The sequence below is a fragment of the Actinacidiphila sp. bgisy144 genome, assembly GCF_057708105.1.
On sequence record NZ_JBYIRM010000016.1, the window covers coordinates 74902 to 96935 of the forward strand.

At 70.7% G+C, this 22034-nt stretch carries 18 protein-coding genes, 1 tRNA gene and 1 CRISPR repeat array; of the genes, 10 read left to right on the forward strand and 9 right to left on the reverse strand.

Annotation, left to right across the window (positions count from 1 at the left end; genetic code table 11):
* Nucleotides 1–13 precede the first annotated feature (13 nt).
* Both grpE and dnaK read right to left on the reverse strand, forming a co-directional pair.
* Nucleotides 14–718 (reverse strand): nucleotide exchange factor GrpE, encoded by a 705-nt coding sequence (gene grpE / locus AC3EVP_RS19570; protein ID WP_335981003.1) that lies wholly within the window; start codon nt 716–718, stop codon nt 14–16.
* Nucleotides 715–2589 (reverse strand): molecular chaperone DnaK, encoded by a 1875-nt coding sequence (gene dnaK, locus AC3EVP_RS19575; protein WP_335981004.1) that lies wholly within the window; start codon nt 2587–2589, stop codon nt 715–717. Before dnaK ends, grpE begins: the two co-directional genes overlap by 4 nt.
* A 311-nt stretch (nt 2590–2900) precedes the next feature.
* On the opposite strand from dnaK, the gene AC3EVP_RS19580 reads away from it, so the two are divergent.
* Nucleotides 2901–5159, forward strand: a complete 2259-nt coding sequence (locus AC3EVP_RS19580) for a (Fe-S)-binding protein (RefSeq protein WP_335981005.1) — start codon at nt 2901–2903, stop codon at nt 5157–5159.
* Between the two features lie 120 nt (nt 5160–5279).
* Here AC3EVP_RS19580 and AC3EVP_RS19585 read toward each other — a convergent pair whose 3' ends face one another.
* Nucleotides 5280–6170 (reverse strand): DsbA family protein, encoded by an 891-nt coding sequence (locus AC3EVP_RS19585; protein WP_435131413.1) that lies wholly within the window; start codon nt 6168–6170, stop codon nt 5280–5282.
* Between the two features lie 141 nt (nt 6171–6311).
* On the opposite strand from AC3EVP_RS19585, the gene AC3EVP_RS19590 reads away from it, so the two are divergent.
* Both AC3EVP_RS19590 and AC3EVP_RS19595 read left to right on the forward strand, forming a co-directional pair.
* Nucleotides 6312–7268, forward strand: a complete 957-nt coding sequence (locus AC3EVP_RS19590) for a Yip1 family protein (protein ID WP_435131414.1) — start codon at nt 6312–6314, stop codon at nt 7266–7268.
* A 53-nt stretch (nt 7269–7321) separates the two neighbouring features.
* Entirely contained in the window at nt 7322–7774 is a 453-nt protein-coding gene (locus AC3EVP_RS19595; RefSeq protein ID WP_435131416.1) for a DUF2000 family protein, read from the forward strand.
* 30 nt (nt 7775–7804) lie between these two features.
* Here the strand turns inward: AC3EVP_RS19595 and dcd are convergent, their stop codons facing one another.
* Nucleotides 7805–8380 carry a dCTP deaminase gene (dcd, locus tag AC3EVP_RS19600; RefSeq protein WP_335981011.1) on the reverse strand — a complete coding sequence of 192 codons (576 nt, stop codon included), beginning with the start codon at nt 8378–8380 and terminating at the stop codon, nt 7805–7807.
* Nucleotides 8381–8563: 183 nt separating this feature from the next.
* On the reverse strand, nt 8564–8752 hold the full coding sequence (locus AC3EVP_RS19605; RefSeq protein WP_335981012.1) for a hypothetical protein: 189 nt from the start codon (nt 8750–8752) through the stop codon (nt 8564–8566).
* 179 nt (nt 8753–8931) lie between these two features.
* Here AC3EVP_RS19605 and AC3EVP_RS19610 point away from each other — a divergent pair.
* Together AC3EVP_RS19610 and AC3EVP_RS19615 are read left to right on the forward strand one after the other, a co-directional pair.
* Nucleotides 8932–9005 (forward strand) — tRNA-Gly (locus tag AC3EVP_RS19610).
* Between the two features lie 557 nt (nt 9006–9562).
* Nucleotides 9563–10285 carry a hypothetical protein gene (locus AC3EVP_RS19615; RefSeq protein ID WP_435131420.1) on the forward strand — a complete coding sequence of 241 codons (723 nt, stop codon included), beginning with the start codon at nt 9563–9565 and terminating at the stop codon, nt 10283–10285.
* Between the two features lie 50 nt (nt 10286–10335).
* Here AC3EVP_RS19615 and AC3EVP_RS19620 read toward each other — a convergent pair whose 3' ends face one another.
* Together AC3EVP_RS19620 and AC3EVP_RS19625 are read right to left on the reverse strand one after the other, a co-directional pair.
* Nucleotides 10336–11490: a tyrosine-type recombinase/integrase gene (locus AC3EVP_RS19620; protein ID WP_435131422.1), complete on the reverse strand. Its 1155-nt coding sequence runs from the start codon at nt 11488–11490 to the stop codon at nt 10336–10338.
* A complete protein-coding gene (locus AC3EVP_RS19625; RefSeq protein WP_488179813.1) occupies nt 11490–11807 on the reverse strand; it encodes a helix-turn-helix domain-containing protein in 318 nt (105 codons plus the stop codon). Before AC3EVP_RS19625 ends, AC3EVP_RS19620 begins: the two co-directional genes overlap by 1 nt.
* Nucleotides 11808–12435: 628 nt before the next feature.
* On the opposite strand from AC3EVP_RS19625, the gene AC3EVP_RS19630 reads away from it, so the two are divergent.
* From AC3EVP_RS19630 to AC3EVP_RS19650, 5 genes are all read left to right on the forward strand, one after another.
* A complete protein-coding gene (locus AC3EVP_RS19630; protein WP_435131424.1) occupies nt 12436–13365 on the forward strand; it encodes a hypothetical protein in 930 nt (309 codons plus the stop codon).
* Nucleotides 13362–14054, forward strand: a complete 693-nt coding sequence (locus AC3EVP_RS19635) for an ATP-binding protein (protein ID WP_435131426.1) — start codon at nt 13362–13364, stop codon at nt 14052–14054. Before AC3EVP_RS19630 ends, AC3EVP_RS19635 begins: the two co-directional genes overlap by 4 nt.
* A gap of 89 nt (nt 14055–14143) precedes the next feature.
* Nucleotides 14144–15058, forward strand: coding sequence for a DUF2637 domain-containing protein (locus AC3EVP_RS19640; protein WP_435131427.1), 915 nt, complete (start codon nt 14144–14146; stop codon nt 15056–15058).
* 176 nt (nt 15059–15234) lie between these two features.
* Nucleotides 15235–15771 carry a plasmid mobilization relaxosome protein MobC gene (gene mobC / locus AC3EVP_RS19645; protein ID WP_435131429.1) on the forward strand — a complete coding sequence of 179 codons (537 nt, stop codon included), beginning with the start codon at nt 15235–15237 and terminating at the stop codon, nt 15769–15771.
* The gene (locus AC3EVP_RS19650) at nt 15772–17502 is read left to right on the forward strand and encodes a relaxase/mobilization nuclease domain-containing protein (RefSeq protein WP_435131431.1); all 1731 of its coding nucleotides are present in this window, start codon (nt 15772–15774) and stop codon (nt 17500–17502) included.
* Between the two features lie 111 nt (nt 17503–17613).
* Nucleotides 17614–18314: a CRISPR direct-repeat array (repeat unit 30 nt; unit sequence CGGGTCCATCCCCGCGGGCGCGGGGAGCAG).
* A 364-nt stretch (nt 18315–18678) separates the two neighbouring features.
* Here AC3EVP_RS19650 and fxlM read toward each other — a convergent pair.
* Both fxlM and AC3EVP_RS19660 read right to left on the reverse strand, forming a co-directional pair.
* On the reverse strand, nt 18679–20781 hold the full coding sequence (gene fxlM / locus AC3EVP_RS19655) for a methyltransferase, FxLD system (RefSeq protein ID WP_435131433.1): 2103 nt from the start codon (nt 20779–20781) through the stop codon (nt 18679–18681).
* Between the two features lie 16 nt (nt 20782–20797).
* Nucleotides 20798–22027, reverse strand: a complete 1230-nt coding sequence (locus tag AC3EVP_RS19660; protein WP_435131434.1) for a lanthionine synthetase C family protein — start codon at nt 22025–22027, stop codon at nt 20798–20800.
* Nucleotides 22028–22034 lie beyond the last annotated feature (7 nt).

A 22034-nucleotide genomic window follows, 5' to 3' on the forward strand; every position in this document is an offset into this window, starting at 1 on the left:
CCCGCGCCCGTCGTCAGCCCTCGGACGGACCACCGGTCTCCTCGTCGTCCGCCTTGCGGTCGGCCGACTCGGCCTCGCCCGGCTCGGACTGCTCGTCCTTGCCGTGCGTGCCCGGCTGGGGTTCGGCCACCGCGACCCGGGCGGGTCGCAGATTGCGCTCCCCGATCCGGTACCCCGGCTGGAGGATCTGCACGCATGTCGTCTGCGTGACGTCAGGCGAATAGCTGTGCATCAGCGCCTCGTGCACCAGCGGGTCGAAGGCCTCGCCCTCCTTGCCGAACTGCTGGAGGCCCAGCTTCGCGGCGACCGTCTCCAGCGACTCGGCGACCGACTTGAAGCCGCCCACCAGTTCGCCGTGCTCCCGTGCCCGGCCGATGTCGTCGAGCACCGGGAGCAGTTCGGTCAGCAGGTTGGCGACCGCGACCTCCTTGACGGCGACGCGGTCCCGCTCCACCCGGCGGCGGTAGTTCTGGTACTCGGCCTGGAGGCGCTGGAGGTCGGCGGTGCGCTCACCGAGCGCGGTGCGCACCTGGTCCAACTGCGCCTTGACGGCCGTCAGCTCCTGGGAGGTCGCGTCGTCCCCGCCCCCGGACGACGGGCCCGCCTTACCGGCGGTCCCGTTGCCCGAGCCGGACTTGCCCGCCTTGCCGGCGGCCGGCTCCTCGGCGGCGTCGGAGGGGACGTCGGGCTCCTCGAAGCCCTTCGGCTCCTCCGTCACGCGGCACCATCCCTCTTGCCCTCGTCGTCGACGATCTCGGCGTCCACGACGTCGTCGTCCGCGGCCTGGGCCGAGTCACCGGGCGCGCCCGCGTCGGCACCGGGGGCCGCGCCGCCCTCGGCCTGCGCGTTGGCGTACAGCGCCTGGCCGAGCTTCTGGCTGGTGGCCGCGACCTTCTCGGTGGCCTCGCGGATCGCCGCGGTGTTGCTGTCGTCGGACGACTCGTTCTTCAGCTTCTCCTTCAGGTCGGCGACCGCAGTCTCGACCTCGGACTTCACGTCCTCCGGGAGCTTGTCCTTGTTGTCCGCGATGAACTTCTCGGTCTGGTAGACGAGCTGCTCACCCTGGTTGCGGGTCTCGGCGGCCTCGCGGCGCTTGTGGTCCTCGTCCGCGTACTGCTCGGCCTCCTGGCGCATCCGGTCGACCTCGTCCTTGGGCAGCGAGGAGCCGCCCGTGACGGTCATCCGCTGCTCCTTGCCGGTGCCGAGGTCCTTCGCGCCCACGTGCATGATGCCGTTGGCGTCGATGTCGAAGGTGACCTCGATCTGGGGCATCCCGCGCGGGGCCGGCGGCAGACCGGTCAGCTCGAACATGCCGAGCTTCTTGTTGTACGCCGCGATCTCGCGCTCGCCCTGGTAGACCTGGATCTGCACCGACGGCTGGTTGTCCTCGGCGGTGGTGAAGATCTCCGAGCGCTTGGTCGGGATCGTGGTGTTCCGCTCGATCAGCTTGGTCATGATGCCGCCCTTGGTCTCGATGCCGAGGGACAGCGGGGTGACGTCGAGCAGCAGGACGTCCTTGACCTCGCCCTTCAGGACGCCGGCCTGGAGGGACGCGCCGATGGCGACGACCTCGTCCGGGTTGACGCCCTTGTTGGCCTCCTTGCCGCCGGTCAGCTCGCGCACCAGGTCCGCGACGGCGGGCATCCGGGTCGAGCCGCCGACCAGGACCACGTGGTCGATCTCGGACAGCTGGATGCCGGCGTCCTTGATCACGTTGTGGAACGGGGTCTTGCAGCGCTCCAGCAGGTCGGAGGTGAGCTGCTGGAACTGCGCCCGGGTGAGCTTCTCGTCCAGGTGCAGCGGGCCCTCGGCGGAGGCCGTGATGTAGGGCAGGTTGATCGAGGTCTCCGTCGAGGAAGACAGCTCGATCTTGGCCTTCTCCGCGGCCTCGCGCAGCCGCTGGAGCGCCATCTTGTCCTTGCCCAGGTCCACACCGTGGCCGGACTGGAACTGCTTGACCAGGTAGTCCACGACGCGCTGGTCCCAGTCGTCACCACCGAGGTGGTTGTCGCCGTTGGTGGCCTTGACCTCCACCACGCCGTCGCCGATCTCCAGCAGGGACACGTCGAAGGTGCCGCCGCCGAGGTCGAAGACGAGGATCGTCTGGTCGTCCTTGTCCAGGCCGTACGCCAGCGCGGCCGCGGTCGGCTCGTTGACGATGCGCAGCACGTTCAGGCCGGCGATCTCGCCGGCCTCCTTGGTGGCCTGGCGCTCGGAGTCGTTGAAGTACGCGGGGACGGTGATCACCGCGTCGGTGACCTTCTCGCCCAGGTACGACTCCGCATCCCGCTTCAGCTTCTGCAGGATGAACGCGGAGATCTGCTGCGGGTTGAAGTCCTTGCCGTCGAGGTTGATCCGCCAGTCGGTGCCCATGTGGCGCTTGACGGAGCGGATGGTCCTGTCGACGTTGGTGACCGCCTGGCGCTTGGCCACCTCGCCGACGAGCACCTCGCCGTTCTTGGCGAAGGCGACGACGGACGGCGTGGTCCTGGCGCCCTCTGCGTTGGTGATGACGGTGGGCTCGCCGCCTTCGAGAACGCTGACGACGGAGTTAGTCGTGCCCAGGTCGATGCCGACCGCACGTGCCATGGTTAATCCTCCAACAACTGACTTGAGTGCAACTGGCTCAACCATGCCTGACCGCGAGCCGGAAGTCAATTGACATGAGCCATGGCGACTCAACTTAACGGCGCGCATCCGACGCACTACCCAGGAGACACCCTGCGCACACCCCGGTTCGCCCGAACGGCGGCCACTCCGACCCCCCGGGTACCCGGCCCGCGACACAGATCACCAGCAGGGCGGCTTTATGGCCCCGGAATTCCCGGGTACCCTCAGCCGAGACCGGAGTAAGTTACCGCTTAGTACGTTTTTGCTCGCAGCAGGCCCGAGGAGCCCTCATGCAGCTCGCCGCGATCATCGTGTCGCTGGTCCTCACGGCGGTCGGCGTCGCCCTGATCGGCCTCGCCGTCGCGCAGATCTACCGGTTCGTCCGGCTCGGCCAGCCCGTACCCGCGGGCAGCCGCACCGACGACCCGGTGGCGCGCACGAAGACGCTGGCCAAGGAGTTCGTCGGCCACACCCGGATGAACAAGTGGGGGCCGATCGGCGTCGCCCACTGGTTCGTGGCGGTCGGCTTCCTCACCCTCGGCCTGACCATCGTCAACGCCTACGGCCAGCTCTTCAAGGCCGACTGGATCCTGCCGGTGATCGGCACCTGGCTGCCCTACGAGGTGTACGTCGAGTTCATCTCCCTCTTCACCACCCTGGGCATCCTGGTGCTCATCGCGGTGCGGCTGATGAACCTGCCGTCCCGGGCCGGCCGCAAGTCGCGCTTCGCCGGATCGACGGCCTGGCAGGCGTACTTCGTCGAGTACGTGGTGCTCGTCATCGGCCTGGCCATCCTGATGCTGCGCGGCCTGGAGGGCGCGCTGCACGGCGTCGACCACTACGAGGCGGCGTACTGGGTGTCGTACCCCCTGGTGGCCGGCCTGCGCGGGCTGAGCACCGGCACCCTCCAGAACACGGTGTACCTGGTCGCGATGATCAAGCTCGGCGTCACCATGATCTGGGCGATCACCCTGGGCCTGAACACCTCGATGGGTGTCGCCTGGCACCGCTTCCTCGCCTTCTTCAACATCTGGTTCAAGCGCAACGCCGACGGCCCGGTGGCCCTGGGCGCGCTCCAGCCGATGACCAGCGGCGGCGTGCCGATCGACTTCGAGGACCCGGGCGAGGACGACGTCTTCGGCGTCTCCCAGGTCGAGCAGTTCTCCTGGAAGGGCATCCTCGACTTCTCCACCTGCACCGAGTGCGGCCGCTGCCAGTCGCAGTGCCCGGCCTGGAACACCGGCAAGCCGCTATCGCCGAAGCTGCTGATCATGAGCCTGCGCGACCACGCCCACGCCAAGGCGCCCTACCTGCTGGCCGGCGGCGGCAAGTCGGCCGAGGGCGAGGAGCGCGCGAGCCAGGAGCAGCTCGCCGGCGTGCCCGCCGCCGCGCTCGCCGAGGCCGAGCGCCCGCTGATCGGCACCCTGGAGGAGAACGGGGTCATCGACCCCGACGTGCTGTGGTCCTGCACCACCTGCGGCGCCTGCGTCGAGCAGTGCCCGGTGGACATCGAGCACGTCGACCACATCGTGGACATGCGCCGCTACCAGGTGATGATCGAGTCGGCCTTCCCCAGCGAGGCCGGCACGATGCTGAAGAACCTGGAGAAGAAGGGCAACCCGTGGGGGCTGCCCAAGAAGCAGCGGCTGGCATGGGTCAAGGAGGTCGACTTCGAGGTGCCGGTCGTCGGCGAGGACGTCGAGGATCTGACCGAGGTCGAGTACCTGTACTGGGTCGGCTGCGCGGGCTCGCTGGAGGACCGCGCCAAGAAGACCACCAAGGCGTTCGCCGAGCTGCTGCACATCGCGGGCGTCAAGTTCGCCATCATGGGCGGCGAGGAGAACTGCACCGGCGACTCGGCCCGCCGCCTGGGCAACGAGTTCCTGTTCCAGCAGCTCGGCCAGGAGAACGTCGCCATGCTCAACATGGCGTTCGGCGAGGAGCTGGACGACGACGGCAAGGTGGTCGCGTCCTCGCGCCGCCCGCGCGCCGCCAAGAAGATCGTCGCGACCTGCCCGCACTGCTTCAACACCATCGCCAACGAGTACCCGCAGCTCGGCGGCGAGTACGAGGTCATCCACCACACCCAGCTGCTCCAGCACCTGGTGGACGACGGGAAGCTGGTCCCGGTCACCCCTGTCGAGGGCCTGATCACCTACCACGACCCCTGCTACCTCGGTCGGCACAACAAGGTCTACACGCCGCCGCGCGAGATCATCGCCAAGGTGCCCGGGCTGCGCAGCGAGGAGATGCACCGCCACAAGGAGCGCGGCTTCTGCTGCGGCGCCGGCGGCGCGCGCATGTGGATGGAGGAGCGGATCGGCAAGCGCATCAACAACGAGCGGGTCGACGAGGCGCTGTCGCTCAACCCGGACATCGTCTCCACCGCCTGCCCGTTCTGCCTGGTGATGCTCACCGACTCCGTCAACGGCAAGAAGAACGACGGCAAGGCGAAGGAGTCCCTCCAGGTGGTGGACGTCGCACAGCTGCTGCTCGACTCGGTGAAGACGCCGGCCGAGGCGACGGCGGAGGCGGCGCCGGCGGGCTGAGCCGAGCACCCCGCCCACCGGTCCTGGACCCTGTCCGGCCTCCTAGGTGCCTGAGCACCTAGGAGGCCGGACGCGCGTCCGCACCCAGGAGGCGAAGCGGCAGTCAGGCGCCAGGACCGCTCAGGACACCCCGTGCTGGGAGAGGATCTTCCTGAACGAGGTGGCGTCGAAGATCCCGTCGTCATTCGACACCTTGTCGCCGTCGATCTTCACCATCGGGGTGCCGCCCGCCCCGCTCTTGATGAACGCGTTCTCCGAGGCGCTGACGAAGCTCGCGTACTTCTGCCCGCGCACCGCGGCATCGAAGGCCGCCGAGCGCAGCCCCGGCACCTTGCCCGCGAGTTGGAGCAGGAAGTCCGCGGTGAAGCCGTCGGTCTGCTCGTTCGGCTGGTACTGGTAGACCAGCGTGTGCAGCGCCACGAAGCCGCCGCCGTCCGCCGACGCGGCCAGGGCGGCGCGCAGGGCGTTCACCGCCCGCTTGGAGCCGCCGCCCCCGCTGTTCTGGTCGATGAACGACGCGAAGGTGTACTGGACGCGGATCTTGCCGGCCGCCTCCAGCGCCTGGATCTGCGCCGCGTTCGCCTGCTCGAACTGCTCGCAGATCGGGCAGCGCGGGTCCTCGTAGACGGTGAGGGTGTGCGCCGCGGCGGGGTCGCCGACGGTGACGGTGGTGCCGTCCGCCTCCAGCCGGGCCGGTATCGCTCTCCCGGTGCCGGTGGTGGTTCCGGTGGTCTCCATGCCGCCGCTCGCGGTGGGAGTGGCCCCGGCGGTGGTGCCGGTCGGCGCGGCCGACGTACGCGCGGGGCTGGTGCCGGAGTCCGGCAGCCGCGAGCCGGGGCCCGGGCCGCTGGAGCAGGCCGCCAGGGGCAGGGCGAGGGCGGCGACCGCGGCGGCGAAGAGGGCCGCCCGCCGGGCGCCGGGCGCGGCGGTGCGCTTCACCCGGACGGCCCCCTCCCGCGCGGCCGCGCCCTCCGCGTCCGATCCGAGGACCGCCTCGGCAGCCTTGTCCATCGTCACCCTCCCCGTACCCGGTCCAGCCCGTCCCCGTCGTCGCCCGGCAGGCTACCGGGGCGTGTCACAGGTTGGCAGCAATGGCCCGCACTCGGACAGACGATCGTCCCGGCACTCGCGGTAGCGGGTACGTTCGAAGGCGTGGCAGGTTTCAAGGGACGACGGGGCGGCGGCGGGCGGCAGGGCGGGGCGCCCTCGGCACGGTACGGGGCGTCCGGGGCCGGCGGCGCCGGGCAGGGCTCGGGTCAGGGTTACGGTCCCGGGTACGGCGGTGCGCCGGGGTACGGCGCCGGTGCGCCCGGCTACGGCGGTGCGCCTGGGGCCCCCTCGTACGACGACTCCCCCGGCAGCACCCGCTCCTTCACCCTCGGCGCGAACGACGGATACGGCGACGACCCGTACGCGGGCCAGGCGTACGACAACCGGGCACCGTACGGCGGCGGGGCACCGTACGGCGGCTACGACGACGGGCGGGGCGGTTACGACGACGGGGCGGCCTACGGCGGCGACAACGTGGCCACCTACCGCGCCGGCCAGGCCAGCGCGCCCCCCGCGGGGCCCCGGCTGCACTGGAAGGAGCTGCTGAGCGGGATCGTGCTGCGCCCGGGCCGTACGTTCTGGCAGATGCGGGACCACTCCGTGTGGGGCCCGGCCCTGGGCGTGACGTTCGTCTACGGGCTGCTCGCCGTCTTCGGCTTCGACGCCGCCCGCAGCGACGTGCTCAACTCCACGCTGACCGCGAGCGTGCCGTGGGTGCTGACCACCGCGGTCATGGTGGTGCTGTGCGGGCTGACGCTCGGCGCGGTCACCAACACGCTCGCCCGGCAGCTCGGCGGGGACGGGGTCTGGGCGCCGACGGTCGGCCTGGCGATGCTGGTCAGCTCGCTCACGGACGCGCCCCGGCTGCTGTTCGCGATGTTCCTCGGCGGCGGCAACGGCTTCGTGCAGCTGCTGGGGTGGGTGACCTGGATCGCGTGCGGGGCGCTGCTGACGTCGATGGTGGCCAAGTCGCACGACCTGCCCTGGCACAAGGCGCTCGGGGCGGCGTCGATCCAGCTGGTGGCGCTGCTGATGCTGTTCAAGCTGCCGCTGATCTGATCGGTCAGGAACGTACAAGATCCGGGGCGGGCCGGGGCGCGAGGGTGGGGTGCATGAGCACCGAGAACGACATCGCACCCGAGCCGCCCGAGCCGATCCGTTTCGACACGAAGATCGCCGTACTCCTGCGGGAGGACCTCGAGACGTGGCAGCGGCTCAATGTCACCGCCTTCCTCGTCAGCGGGCTCGGCTCGCACGTGCCGGAGGTGATGGGCGAGCCGTACGAGGACGCCGACGGGACGCCTTACCTGCCGATGTTCCGGCAGCCGGTGCTGGTCTTCGAGGGCGACAAGCAGATGCTGACCACCGCGCACGCCCGGGCGCTGTCCCGCGCGCTGCCGCGGTCGCTGTTCACCGCGGACCTCTTCGCCACCGGCAACGACCGGGACAACCGGGCGGCGGTGCGGGCGGTGCCACGGGACGGGCTCGACCTGGTGGGGCTCGCGGTGTACGGGCCGAAGAACGGGGTGGACAAGGTGCTCAAGGGTGCGCGGATGCACCCGTGAGGACCCGACCGCGGTGGGCGGGCGGCTCGTTCAGACCTGCGTGCGGTGGAAGTTGAGGAACGAGCGGGAGGGCGTGGGGCCGCGCTGCCCCTGGTAGCGCGAGCCGTGGCGGGCGGACCCGTACGGGAACTCCGCGGGGGAGGACAGGCGGAACAGGCACAGCTGTCCGATCTTCATCCCGGGCCACAGCTTGATCGGCAGGGTCGCCATGTTGGACAGCTCCAGCGTCACGTGGCCGGAGAAGCCGGGGTCGATGAAGCCGGCCGTGGAGTGCGTCAGCAGGCCGAGCCGGCCGAGGCTGGACTTCCCCTCCAGCCGGGACGCGATGTCGTCCGGGAGCGTGATGACCTCGTACGTCGAGGCGAGCACGAACTCGCCCGGGTGCAGGATGAACGCGTCGTCGCCCTCCGGCTCCACCAGCCGGGTCAGGTCGGGCTGCTCCACCGCGGGGTCGATGTGCGGGTAGCGGTGGTTCTCGAAGACCCGGAAGAAGCGGTCCAGCCGCACGTCGATACTCGAGGGCTGCACCATCGCCGCGTCGAAGGGGTCCACCCGCACCCGGCCGTTGTCGATCTCGGTCCGGATGTCCTTGTCTGAGAGAAGCACCCCCCGAGACTAACCGACCCTGATCAGGGTGCCGCGTGGGTGGGCGTGCCACGCCGTACGGGTGCTCGGGCCGCAGGGGCACGGCGTACGGGGGGCGGGGGCGTACGGGGGGCGTACGGGGGTCGGGGCGTACGGGGGGCGGGGCGCCGGGAACGGTCGCCCCGCTTCCCGTCTACGTGCCCGCTACTTTCCCGTGGCCCCGTGCAGGCCACCGGCGGGCTCGCCCACCGGCACCGCGTGCCGCAGCCGCGCGCACTTCGGGCACCTCAACAACCGTCCAGGGCCCAAGCGTTCAGCGCCGAGATGCTGCATCGGAAACGACGCCGTACTGAACACATGTCCCTCCGCACACCGAACAACCGTGCGCTCCATGTAGCCCCTTCCCCAACTCCGCGTGGCCGACGAACCCACACATTAGGGGATGTCCCGCCCACCGGGGCTCCACCACACCGACCCCCAACCTACCCCTCCCCCACCCCCGAACCCCTCCCCATCCCACCCCCGCCATGCGGTACAGTATCCCCGCAGCGTCTTCCCGAAGCCGCTCACACGCGGATGTAGTTTAATGGTAGAACATGAGCTTCCCAAGCTCAGAGCGCGGGTTCGATTCCCGTCATCCGCTCCATAAAGAAGCCCCAGTTCACCGAGTTGGGGCTTTGTCGTTGTCCAGACCAATTACGGTGCCGCGTGCCATTGGCGTGCCGTTAGGCGAGGAATTCCGGCGGGCGGACACGCCGTATGGCCTCGGTTGACCGCTGGGGCCCGAGGCGCTCTCGTATGCCGAGACGCATTTTCGGTGAACTGCATCACATACAATCGCGTGGAATGCACCGGTTGATCCGGATATGAACCCCGGATTCGGCGCGGAGATCCTGCGTCGCGAGGCCCAGTTGCCCCGCCGCAGCCGGCCTCGGCAGGGCGTGCCACTCCCGTGCCACAGCGAGACAGACGCTCGCTCGCCCGGCTCCGCCTTGGTCTCGCTCTCGTCGTTCCCTGCGTAACAGTGGACAAGCAGCCGTCACCAAAGGGCACCGGACCGCTCGTTGATGCCCATGAGCGCGATTCCCGTACGGGAGAACGTCTGATCCTCATTGATTCCTTCTTTAGCCAGCCCACCGAGCGATTCACGGTTCGCGTTGGTCGTGAAGCACCGCGCGTCGGTTGAGCGGCAGTATGTCCTCCGTGATGGACAACGCAGATCTGCACCCGGCCCGGATACCGGGATACGGCGAGGGCCTCCTCACTCGCCAGGACGGGCTCCTGGACGAGCCTCTCTTCTGGCTGTGCCACCTCTCCTCATGCGCGCATGGCAACGCGGCCGAGGAACTGCTGTTCGGCGCGGACTACGACGCCGCCAGCACCTTCCAGCGGCGCATGTGGCAGAGCACGAAATGGCCTACCTTCACCGTCCCGCTCGCCGGCGACCATCGGCTCCATGTCGTCCACCGCACCCTCGCCGACGACCCCGGCACCGACTACCTCCTCCATCATCCCGACTGGGAGCAGGCCGAACTCCTCGCTCGAGACGACGGGCACTTCATGGGACCGGGCCTGTCCTGGCCCGAGTTGGTGTCGATCGCGGGCAACGCGCTGCCCGGGGGCAGCACCACCGATCCAGGCGCCCGCCTCCTGCTCCTGCTGCCGGCGTTCGGCGACGAGGAGGTAGACGACCAGGCCGTTGACCGTCTCACCGACGCGCTCCACTCCCTCACCCGCGTTGAGGACCCCAGATGCCTGTCCGAAGCCCTCCTGGAAGGTCAAGGCGCTCCTGGCCCCGTACGCTGGACGATGGCGGGACAAGGGTTCCAGGTCAACGACGGCGCGCACTCCTTCCGCAACCCCGCCAACCGCTTCGCACTACCAGCAGACCGCCTGGCCCGAGTGGCAACCGCATTGGCCCCGTAACGGGCGCACGCCAGCCGAGGGTCGTTGGCACGCCGCTTTGCGCATGTCGTTCACGCGTGCCGGGCATCTCCTCCGGGCTGCTGGCCGCCAGCGCGCCGGTCGCGGACGTGCGCGTCGATGTCCTCGGCCAGCCGTCGCTGATGCTCCAGCGTCGAGTGCTGGTAGATGAGTTGCGCCTTCTGCGAGGACTGGCCGGCCCGGACCATGAGGTCCTTGAGCTTGGCGCCGGTGTCGGCCGCGAGGGTGTTGCCGGTGTGCCGCAGGTCGTAGAAGCGGAAGTTCGGCGGGAGACCGACGGCGGCGCGGGCCTTGCGCCACCTGCGGCCGAACGTCGAGCGGCGGAACGGCGCACCGCGCTCGCCGACGAACAGCAACCCGTCCGGCTCCTTCGCCGCGAACCACTCCAGGTGTCGCCGTACGTCCACGACGAGGAAACCCGGCAGCACCACGATGCGCTTCCCGGCCCGCGACTTCGGGTCGCCCACCGCCCGGCGGCCCGTGGTGAGTTCGGGTGCCGCGCGGCTGATCCGCAGCACCACCGCGCCGTCCTCGAAGGCGACGTCGGTGCGCCGCAGTTCGGCCTGCTCCTCGGGGCGGAGGCTGGCGTAGGCGGCGAGGAAGACCATCAGCCGCCAGCGCGGGCCGACCGCGTCGGCCAGCGCGTCCACCTGCTCGACGGTGGCGATCGGCCGCTCGTCCGCCTCCTCGCGCCCCGCGCCCTTGATTCGGCACGGGTTGCGGCGGATCAACTCGTCGTCGGCCGCGGTCTGGAGGATCGCTTTCAGCAGGCGGTACGCCTTGGCGACGGTGGTCGGCGCCCCGGTGGTCTCCAGCCGTTCCGCCCGCCAGGTGCGGACGCGCGGAGCGGTGATTTCGTCCAGGTCCCACTGGCGGAAGCCGGGCAGGACGTGCAGCCGCAGCAGGCGCAGGTACAGCTCCTCGGTGGTCGGGGAGAGGCCGCGCTCGGCGACCCAGCGCAGGGCGTACTCCTCGAAGTCGACCGCGCCCGCGTACGGGTCCGTCCAGTCGCCTCGGGACAGGTCCGCCTCGATCTGACTGAGCCAGACCTCGGCGTCGGTCTTCGTGTCGAACGTCGTCGGCGCGCGGCGCTCCAGGCCGTCGGGCGCACGGTACCGGGCCTGGTAGCGGCCCGAGGCCAGTTGGCGGACGGTGCCGAACCGGCGCCGCTTCCTTCCTCCTGCCATCAGGCGGCCCTCCGGTATCCGGCGCGCGCCCTTACCCGGCTCGGGCGCGCGGTGACGGGCGGGACGGTGTTGGCGAGGACGTAGGCGTCCAGGACGCTCTCGGCGAGGCGGACGTGGCGGCCGACCTTGACAAAGGCGATGCGGCGCTCGGATATGAGGCGGCGCACGAAGCGCTCGCCGGTGCCGAGGCGTTCGGCGGCCTCGGCGACGTTCAGCAGCCGCCCGGACACGGGAGCGGCGTTCGCGTTCACGTTCGCGGGGCGGGGGCCGGAGTGGGGTCGGGTGGCGGTGTGCGGGCATGCCGCAGAGGTGCACATGGCGGTCCTTGTCTGCCGGCGCGGGGTGGCAGCCCCGGGTGGTGCCGGCGGGCGGTGCAGGGATGGGCGGGTTCCGGGTCGGGGGCTTTCGGAGGGACGTCATGTTGTACCTCTGGAAACGCGTTTTGGGAAACCGCGTTTTCGGGTGTACAACGCGCCCCGATCATTTCCTTGGCCGGGACGCCGCCCGGACGGTAGCACCGAATCCCGGACGCGCCCTGAACGCACCCAAAACGGGCGACACGGACAGGCGGCGGCGGTCCTGACCTGGTGTGATCTGCCGCTTGGTCCATCCGCGATCGTCGGCTATGGTGCGCGCACCGCACACCGGAATTCGATTGCGGCCCGTCCTTCGAAGGAAATCAGAGCTATATCTGGACTGTCGGCGGGGAATGTGGTTCTACTGTCTGGTCCACCCGTCCGAGAACGAGAAAGGCCCCCGGCGCTGAGAACGCCGGAGGCCGAAGCAGAAACCCCGCCCGCCCATCCCTGAACGGTCCGCCAGCACGCCGGGGCTGCCACCCCGCATGGCCCGCTGACAAGGAGCTCTGTGCACCACCCTACGACCCCGCGCCGCCGCCGCGCACTCCCCTTCGGCCGCCCGGCCCCGAAGGCGGGGTGCTGAGGCATGGCCCGCATCCGCACCATCAAGCCCGAGGCGTTCGCCTCGGAGTCCCTGGCCGCCGTGTCCCTGTCGGCCGAGCGGACCTTCTTCGGCCTGCTCACCCAGGCCGACGACCACGGCCGGTTCCGCGACCAACCCGCCGTCATCGCCGGCCTGCTGTGGTCGCTGCGCCCCGACCACGGCCCGATCGGCGTCGAGGACGACCTCACCCAACTCGCCACCGCTGACCTCATCTGCCGGTACGAGGGCCACGACGGCAAGCGGTACCTGCACGTCGTCTCCTGGCACCGGCACCAGAAGATCAACCGCCCCAGCGGCACCCGGGCTCCCGCCTGCCCTCACCACGACGACCGCGCGGACCGCGAGCCGTCACCGCGTATGCACCGCGCCCTCCATGAGGATTCAGTGAGCCCTCACCGACAGCTCCCCGAGGGCTCCCCGAACCCGCGCGAGCCCTCACCGGATCACGAACCAGCAGGTCAAAGCCCCCTCGCCGAACCCTCGGTGACACCTCACGGAGAGCTCACTGAGTCTGCGCTGATCCCTCACCATCCGGATCTAGGACCTAGGATCCTGGATCTAGGATCAGTACCTGCGGGGCGCGCGAGCGCACCGACGCCCCCGCCGGACCTTCCCGCCACGGCCTCGGACCTCGTCGGCGAGTACGTCGCCGCCTGCACCCACCGCCCGCCGAAGGCGTTCCTCGCGCAACTGCGCCGTGCCGTCGACCGGCTGCTCGCCGAGGGCATCGCCCCCGCCCACATCCGCCCCGCTCTGGAGCGGCTGCGGGCCAAGAGGCTGAGCACCAGCGTGCTGCCGAGCCTCGTCAACGAGGCCATGAACGCCGTCCCGGTCCCGCCGAACGCCCGCCCGCCGTACCGGGCCTGGACCAACCCGGCCGACGTCGAGTCCGCGTACGGCGGTGACCTGTGACCACCGCCACCCGCGAACCCCGCACCGCAGCAGGCGCGATCACCCGCCTCGCCGCCATCCTCACCGCCCGCGGCATCGACCCGTCCGCAGAACCCTCGACGAGCCCCGCCGAGCCAGTCACCGCCCTGGAGTTGGCCGACACCCGCATCCCTCCCCGCTACCGCCACGCCCGCGCAGACCACCCCCGCACCACCGCCTGGGTCACCGAGATCGCCCGCACCGGCACAACCGGGTCCGGCGGAGCACCCGGCATCGCCACCGGCCCGTCCCTGCTGATCGCCGGCCCCACCGGCACCGGCAAGACCCACCAGGCGTACGGCGCCATACGGTCCCTCCTCGCCGCAGGCGTACGGCTCCGCTGGGAAGCGACCACCGCCGCCGACCTCTACGCCGCCCAACGCCCCCAGCACGGCACCAACCCCGAACTCCTCCTCGGGCGCCTCACCCGCAGCCCGCTCCTCCTGCTGGACGACCTCGGCGCGACCAAGCAATCAGCGTGGACGGAAGAGTTGACCTACCGCCTGGTCAACCACCGCTACAACCACATGCTGCCGACCCTCGTCACCACCAACCTGCCCGTCACCGAACTCCGGGACGCGGTGGGTGACCGCGTCGCCTCCCGGCTGGCCGAGATGACCGAACGCGTCGTCCTCACGGGCAGCGACCGCAGAAGGCACCGACCCGCCTGAAGCGCAGCGTCGCAATACGACGGCGCCCGCCTCTCCACGTCTCAGCGCGCCGCCCGCGCATCCACGTACCGCCCTCCCGGAGCTCCCGCATGCCCTCGCCCCACCCGCACGCCCTTGTGTCCGCCCCTGCACCGTCGGCGCGTCACCGCCCCCGGCTCTTCGACCAGGTCGCCGTTCTGCTGCTCGGCGCCTGCGCCTGCGTCATGTCCTTCGACGCCCTGCGCCAAGTCGCGCTCGCCACCCACATACGCCCCGCCCTCAGCTACCTCTTCCCCGTCGTCATCGACGGCTTCATCGCGTACGGCGTCCGCGCGATCCTCCTCCTGCGCGACGCACCCCGAGGCGCACGCCGCTACGCCTGGACCCTCTTCGGCACCGCCACCGCCGCCAGCCTGTGGGCCAACGCCCTGCACGCCCTCCGCCTCAACTCCCCCGGCGCCCGCACCCTCACCCTCGACAACCACACCGTCGCTGTCCTGTCCGCCATCGCCCCGCTCGCCCTCGGCGGCGCCACCCACCTCCACATCCTCGTCAGCCGCCACGCTCACCCCGAACCGGCCGAGGTCAGCACCAGCCATCCGGCACCGGCCGCACCCTCTCCCGTCGTTCCGGCCGGAGCCGGTCCGGTTCCGGCCGATCCGGCGGCAGATACGGCCACCAGGCCCGACACCCCCGGCACCGACAAGCACGAGACGGCCGCCTTCACCACGCCCGCCGGAAACCCGCATCCCGAACCGGCAAGGCCCGCACCGGAATCCCGAACCGTCCACGGCCCGCAACGCGCCTCCCCCAGCACGCGATCCGGCCGCCGCCCCAAGGCCACCATCGACCAGCTCGCCACCGTCCTCGCCGCAACCCACCCCGACCCCGCCGCCGTCAGCCGCACCACCGCCCGCACGACGCTCGAAGCCGCCGGACTCCCCGCCGGCAACGACCGCATCACCCAAACCCTCGAACGCCTCCGCAGAAACGACACAGCCCGACCTCACCCGCCCACCGACTGATCCACCGCCTCCCGTCACGCACAGACCCCACCCCTCCGGAGCCCCGCATGCACCACCCCTCGACACCGACCTCTCCACCCGCCACCTCCGCGCAGAACGACCAGCTCAACGGCCGAGCAAGGTATGGCGCTGGACCGTCCAACGGCCGGTCCCACGCAGGCTCCTCCGCCCCGGGGGTGGCGGAGGAGGGACTCCGGCGCCAGGGGGCGCCGGAGGGAGAAGCCGCAGGCGCGTCCGCCGTCGAGACGCCCACCGAACCGCCGAGCCTGACTCGCGCCTCCGCCGAAGCCGCCGTCCACCGCGTCGCCCGCCGTCGCCGCCGCGAGCACACCCAGCGCACGTACCGCGTCGACGTCCGCTACAGCGCAGCCGAACACCACGCCATCAAGGCCAAGGCGAAGACGATGGGAATCGCCGGCGCCCACCTCGTCGGCGCGGTCGTCATGGCGTTCGTCGAAGGAGCCCAACTCCTCCCCGGCCACCGCACAGCCACCGACGACCTCATCGACGAACTGGTCGCCCTGCGCACCCAGGTCGCCAAAATCGGCGGCAACGTCAACCAGATCGCCCACCGCCTCAACTCCGGCGGCACCCCGCACCCCAGCGACCTCCCCCTCCTGGCCCAGACCCAACGCACCCTCGAGACCGTCCGCGCCGCCATCTCCGCCATCGAAACAGCCGCCCACCAGGCGACCGGCCGGAAAGCCGCCTGAATGATCGCGAAGATCACCCGAGGCAAGACCGTCCGCCGCCTGCTCGGCTACCTCTACGGACCCGGCCGGGCCAACGAGCACACCGACCCCCACCTCGTCGCCTCCTGGGACGGCTTCGCCCCCGACCCCGGCCGCGACACCGACCCGCAAGCCGCCATGCGCCAGCTCACCCAAGCCCTCGACCTCCGCCTCAACCAAGCCCGCCACAACGACGACCGCAACATCCCCGACCGGCCCGTCTGGCAGTGCTCCATCCGCGCCGCCCCCGAAGACCCGATCCTCACCGACGACCAGTGGGCCGCCATCGCCCGCCGCATCGTCCACGCCACCGGCATCTCCCCTGACGGCGACCCCGACGGCTGCCGCTGGGTCGCCGTCCGCCACGCCCCCGACCACATCCACATCGCCGCCACCACCCTCCGCGGCGACCTCCGCACCGCCCGCCACTGGAACGACTACCTCCGCGCCGACAAAGAACTCGAAGCCGTCGAACGCGACTACCACCTCCGCACCGTCATCCGCGGCGACCGCACCGCAGCCAAACGCCCCACCCGCGCCGAAACGGAGAAGGCTCACCGCACCGGCCGCGTCCGCACCCCACGCGAGCAACTCCGCACGATCGCGCGGACCGTGGTCGCGGTGTCCACCAGCCCCGAGGAATACCTGCCCCTGCTGGCCGGCAGCGGCGTCCACGTCGAGGTGCTCCGCTACCCGTCCGGCGACATCCGCGGCTACAAGGTCGCCCTCGACGGCGACACCAACGCGGCCGGAGAGCCCATCTGGTTCTCCGGCTCCACCCTCGCCCCCGACCTGTCCTACCCCCAGATCCGCAACCGCCTCACCACCACCGAACCCACCACCGTCGACCCAAGCATCCGCCGAACCGACCCGTGGCACCAGGCCACCGCCGCCATCGAACGCATCCCCCACCACCTGGACGGCACCGACGACAAGGCGTCCCAAGCCCACATCGCCGCCTTCGCCGAAGCCCTCGACGCCCTTCCCCTCACCGCACCGGTGAACCTGCGACCCCAACTCCGCCAAGCCGCACTCGCCTTCGAACGCGCCAGCCGCTCCCGCATCGCAGCCGACCACCAGCACGCCCGCGCCCTACGAGGAGCCATCCGCGCCATCACCCGCCAACCCACCACCGCCGACGACACCGGCCTCGCGATGTTCCTCGACGCCGCGATCCTCGCCGTCATCGCCATCCAACGCTGGCACTCCGCCCGCCACCAGGACCAGCAAGTCACCTCCGCGTACAGGGCCCTTGCGCATCTGCAGACCGTGTACGACCACGCCGCAGCGGCACCGCTGACCGCTCTCACCCACCGCACCCCCGCGCAGCCGACCGTCGAACGCTGGAACCACCTCATCCAGCAGGCCGTCCCCACCCACGCCGAACAGATCCTGGCCGACCCCGCCTGGCCCGCCCTGACCTCCACCCTCACCGACGCCGAAACCGCCGGCCACGACCCCACCCGGCTCCTCCAACTGGCCGCCGACCAGCGCGCCCTCGACGACGCCCGCTCACCCGCCCACGTACTGATCTGGCGCCTCCACCGCCTGGCCCAACGACCTGCTCCGAGCCCAAGGGCTCGAGCCGCGACGGCCCGCAGCACCCTCGCCGCCCGCCGGACTCCGTCTGTGCCCACCGAGCAACCAGCGGCGCACCCGCCCAATCGGGACCCCGCCAGCGTGAGCGACCTCAAGCACGGACGTCGGCGTTGATCGCTCGCTTGCGTTCCAGGACTACGACCGGGCAGTGCAGAGCATCGGCGATCTTCATCAGATTGGCGAGCGTGGCGTCACGCCAGCCCGTGTGGCTCACACTCCACGTCTTTGGTCCATTCCCGCAGGCGCGGGGAGCAGTGCAACAGCCGTGCGTTGATGACGTTGAGGACGGGTCCATCCCCGGGGGCGCGGGGAGCAGCAGTATCCGGCCTGGGCGTGGGCCTGGGAGGTGGGTCCATCCCCGCGGGCGCGGGGAGCAGCACTGCCAGGCCGGCGCGGTGCACAACCGGCAGGGTCCATCCCCGCGGGCGCGGGGAGCAGGCAAGTACCCCCCGGCCGTCCTCTTCGGCGAAGGGTCCATCCCCGCGGGCGCGGGGAGCAGCGTCACGTGCTCGCCCCGTTGCCGCAAAGCGCGGGTCCATCCCCGCGGGCGCGGGGAGCAGCCCATCTGTCCGCTCGCGCCCTGGGCCACGTCGGGTCCATCCCCGCGGGCGCGGGGAGCAGGGTGTGCGCCGACCGCCGTTGAACGCGCTGTAGGGTCCATCCCCGCGGGCGTGGGGAGCAGCGATCTTCCCGTACTGCGCCGCCTGCGTGGTCGGGTCCATCCCCGCGGGCGCGGGGAGCAGCGTGCGTCCTGGACTGGAAGACGAGCAAGGACGGGTCCATCCCCGCGGGCGCGGGGAGCAGGGATTCCGGGACGGTGCCGCTGTCGAGCTTTCGGGTCCATCCCCGCGGGCGCGGGGAGCAGCAGGCACCGATCCACGTGGTGGAGATCCGCAAGGGTCCATCCCCGCGGGCGCGGGGAGCAGTCTGACTGACCTGCGGGTTTCCTAGAGGGCCGAGCCGCCCTGAACCAACTTGAGAGAAAGCGACATTTAGGGCATCGGACGGACGAGAGGTGCCGTCGACTCCCCACCGCACAGCGTACGGCCGCGCGAAGGCTTACCGCTCTCGGCCACCGCGCAAAGCAGCAAACGTGCCGGTTCGACTCAGCCGCTCCACGGCCGCACCCCGTAAGCATCACGCCGCACCACCGTCGCACTACTTCCAGGGACGCGACGCCACGAAATTCAGACCTGGCCCGATGACGGCGGCACGCGCAGCAGCTTCCGTGTTCGACCCCTGAGTGTGGATGTGGCCGTACGAGGTCCCACCACACGACGTCGTGCCCTGTCACCAGCTGATGGTCAGGCGGGTGTCGGGCCTGGTGAGGCGGGCTCCGGGGGCGAGCTGATCGTCGGGGGTGGCGGCGGGGTACGCGGTGATGACCGGTTGGGCGGGGCGCTCGTCGTTCCAGCGACTCAGGAGGTCAAGGACCTGCGAGTTGAGTTTGTTGCTGTCCGGCCCGTGGGTGATGAGGCCCAGTTCGTCGGTGTCGTCGTCGATGGGTCGGGTCGTGAGGTAGGAGATGGTCGCGCCGTCGTACAGGGTGGCGCCGGCCCAGCGGATGGCGGGGATGGCCAGGCCGAGAGCGTGGGCGGCGGGGCCGATGGACAGGCGGCCGAAGTTGAGGTCGCTGTCGGTCGTGGCGAGCCAGAGGTCGAGGTGGGCGGCGGGTTCGTCGTGGCGGACCTGGATGCCTGTCCAGTGCTGGTGGGCGGGGTGGGTCAGGGCTTGGGCAAGGGCGGGCTCGTCGGGGAGGTCGTCGGCGTCGAGTTTGAGGATGACGTCGTCGGCGAGGCGGACGTGGCGTTCGCCCATTTCGGAGGCGCCGCGCATGGGTACGAAGCCGCAGACGGAGGCGTTGGTGCTGCGCATCCGGTGCTCGTCGGTTCGGTCGAAGGCGAGGGAGCGGGTCAGGCCGCTGCCGTGGAGGCGCAGGGGTACGACGATGCGTCCGCCGAGGGCGAGTTGATGCCACCAGGCGGCGGAGATGTCCCAGGCTCCGGCGGTGACTTCGATCCTGTCGTAGGGGGCGCTGGCCGGGTGGCCGAGGGCGCCGTCGCCGCAGATGACTTCGACCTGGCCGTATCCCGCGGCGGCCAGGTTGGTGCGGGCGCTTTCGGCGAGGTCGTCGTCGAGTTCGATGGTGGTGACGTGGCCGGTAGGGCCGACCAGTTCGGTCAGGAGGGCGGCGTTGATGCCGGTGGCCGCGCCGATCTCCAGGACGCGGTGGCCAGGTGCGGCTTGGAGCTGTTCGAGCATGGTGGCCACGATGTTGGGTCCGGAGGCGGAGGAGACGGCCGTGCCATCGGCAGCGCGCTTTGTGACGACGGCCTTGCGGGCGTAGGCCGTGGCCAGGTCCACCCCGGGGAGGAACAGGTGGCGGGGCACGCTGCGGAAGGCGGCCTTCACCTCGGGGGTGCGAAACGTGCCGAGGCGGTCGATGAAAGCAACGAGGGCTTCGCGCAGCCGCTGAGGTTCTGTGGTCGTCTGGTCCGTCATGTCCGTGGTCACCGTCTTCACAGTAAGGGGCTGGGCGTGGTCGTTCCGGCTGCCGTACGGAGTGTCGTCGGCTGCCGGTTGCCGGTGGAAGATCACTCTGCTGGCGGCAGTGGCCAACAGGTACTGGTGCTGGGCGGGGATGCCGAGCCGGTTGAAGGCAAAGAGCAGGTGGTCCGTGAGGATGGCCCGTAATCCCCGGGTCAGAGCGCCTTGTTGAGCGAGGCAGGTGAGAGCCCGTCCGGCGTCCTCGAAGGCTGTCGGCCAATCGGGCGCCAGCGTCAGGGGGCTTCCGAGACTGTCGCTCGCGGCGGTGACGAGGAACTGCACCGCGGTCAAGGTCGGCGCCCCCGGCTGCGGGGCGCCGGCGTCTGTCCGGTGTTCGGCGACCTGGGCCCAGATGTCGCCCTGCTCGTAGAAGTCCTGCCCGGCCGCGGTCATCATGCGCGTGCCCAGACGCACTGCGAGCTCGCGGCGGTGATCGTCCCCCGTACCGACACGGGCGAGGTACTGAAGGATCTGGCGGCTGTCGGCGTGGAAGAGACGGTGCGCGATGGCCATCGCTTCGGGTCCGCCGAACCGGTACGTCTCCGGCTCGTAGACGGCCTCATGGGCACGCTGGATGGCGGCTCGATCGATCAGGGTGGTGGTCAGGTGGTCGAGGAAGGCGGCGGCCGCCTGGTCGTTCTCGCCCCTGGGGAGGAAGCGCAGTCGCCAAGTCTCCGCTTTGCGGACGAACCACCAGCCAGAGACAGTTCCGGTCGTCTCGGCGTCAGTCAGGAACGGTCCGAGATGGGTGACGGCCATGTGCTCGGCGGCCTCCCAGTCGCGGCACCGCAGGTTGACCTGACGCCATCTGCTGCCGCCGTCCAGCTCGTACATGGTGGGTCCCATTCCGTTGATGCAGTGGTCAGTTGAGCAGGAGACAGGTGGTCCAGCCGCCGGGTGTGCCAATGGCGGCAGTGGCCACGGTGTGCAGGGTCAGGGCGATACCGGCACTGCCCTCGATCAGGCCGGGCAAGGCTCCTGGTGGTAGGTCGCGGGCGTGGCGGAGGAGCTGTTCGAGCAGGTGCGGGAGGTGGGTGGCGAGGGTGGGTGTGGCTGCGTCGTTGGCGGCGTGCCACGCGGCCGCGACGAGGCCGGCCCAGCCGTGGCACAGGGCCGGATCGGTGATGCGGGCGAGTTGGTTCTCGTCGGCCAGGCATCGGGCGAGGGCGTCTTCTGCGGCCTGTTGGCGTGTGCGGTCACCGACGGCGAGGGCGGCCAGTTGCAGGGCGCGGGCGAGGCCCGGCGTTCCGTAGCACCAGGAGGGACGTGCCGGGCCGCCTTGGAGTGACCGTCCGGTGCGTAGTTCGTCGAGGGTGATCCGCTCGGGCCACCACGGTCCGGCCGGCGCCGTGTGCTGCCAGGTGTCGAGCCATCGGCTGATGGTTTGGATCGCGGCTGCGTGGCCGGGAACCTCGACTCCGCGCCGGGCGGAGAGGGCCAAGAGCGCGAGGGGGCCGGCGATGCCGTGGGCCATGCCGAGGTTGGCGTGTCCGGCGTCGAATCGGGGATCGTACGACCCGGAGGGGGTGTCGGCGGTCCACCAACCCGGGGCGCCGGGACCCGCCTTGTCGGTAGCCGGCACGGGTTCGGTCAGCCGCACGAGGTAGGTCAGGACTTGTCGGAGGAGGTCGCCATCCAGGTCACGGGTCAACAGGTAGACGCCGAGTCCGGTGAGGCCCCGGACCAGGTCGAATTCGTTGGGCGACGGACGCAGGCCGCGGTCGATGCGGGTATGGGCGGCGTCCAGTCGGGTGTGGACGAGTTGGGCGATGCCTGCGTCAAGGCGGGACATGGCGCCCAGGTAGGTGCCGGGCGCGGAAGTGACCAAGGCGAAGGCGATTGCGGGCGCGCCGAACCACAGGCCGGCTCCGGGGCCGGCCGACAGGTCGTCGCGGGTGGCGCGGGTCAGCCATGCGTGCAGTGATTCTCGCCCGCTCAGGCCGTGTTGGGCGCGTAGTCCGTACAGGGCGGCGACGCCCGCGGCGCCTTTGGACAGCGACTGATCGCGCCAGCGCGAGCTGGTGGGGCTGTAGTCGTCGGCCGGATCTGTCGACGGTGGTACGGCGAGCGCGGCAGCCAGTTCGTCGGACATCGCGGCG

Excerpts from the sequence above, each read along its gene's own strand:
- AC3EVP_RS19625 (WP_488179813.1), bottom strand. The coding sequence starts at position 11,807 with ATGTGCACCTCTGCGGCATGCCCGCACACCGCCACCCGACCCCACTCC.
- fxlM (WP_435131433.1), bottom strand. The coding sequence starts at position 20,781 with ATGGGACCCACCATGTACGAGCTGGACGGCGGCAGCAGATGGCGTCAG.
- AC3EVP_RS19620 (WP_435131422.1), bottom strand. The coding sequence starts at position 11,490 with ATGGCAGGAGGAAGGAAGCGGCGCCGGTTCGGCACCGTCCGCCAACTG.
- dnaK (WP_335981004.1), bottom strand. The coding sequence starts at position 2,589 with ATGGCACGTGCGGTCGGCATCGACCTGGGCACGACTAACTCCGTCGTC.
- AC3EVP_RS19595 (WP_435131416.1), top strand. The coding sequence starts at position 7,322 with ATGAGCACCGAGAACGACATCGCACCCGAGCCGCCCGAGCCGATCCGT.
- AC3EVP_RS19630 (WP_435131424.1), top strand. The coding sequence starts at position 12,436 with ATGGCCCGCATCCGCACCATCAAGCCCGAGGCGTTCGCCTCGGAGTCC.
- AC3EVP_RS19585 (WP_435131413.1), bottom strand. The coding sequence starts at position 6,170 with ATGGACAAGGCTGCCGAGGCGGTCCTCGGATCGGACGCGGAGGGCGCG.
- AC3EVP_RS19605 (WP_335981012.1), bottom strand. The coding sequence starts at position 8,752 with ATGGAGCGCACGGTTGTTCGGTGTGCGGAGGGACATGTGTTCAGTACG.
- AC3EVP_RS19640 (WP_435131427.1), top strand. The coding sequence starts at position 14,144 with ATGCCCTCGCCCCACCCGCACGCCCTTGTGTCCGCCCCTGCACCGTCG.
- AC3EVP_RS19660 (WP_435131434.1), bottom strand. The coding sequence starts at position 22,027 with ATGTCCGACGAACTGGCTGCCGCGCTCGCCGTACCACCGTCGACAGAT.
- AC3EVP_RS19580 (WP_335981005.1), top strand. The coding sequence starts at position 2,901 with ATGCAGCTCGCCGCGATCATCGTGTCGCTGGTCCTCACGGCGGTCGGC.
- AC3EVP_RS19650 (WP_435131431.1), top strand. The coding sequence starts at position 15,772 with ATGATCGCGAAGATCACCCGAGGCAAGACCGTCCGCCGCCTGCTCGGC.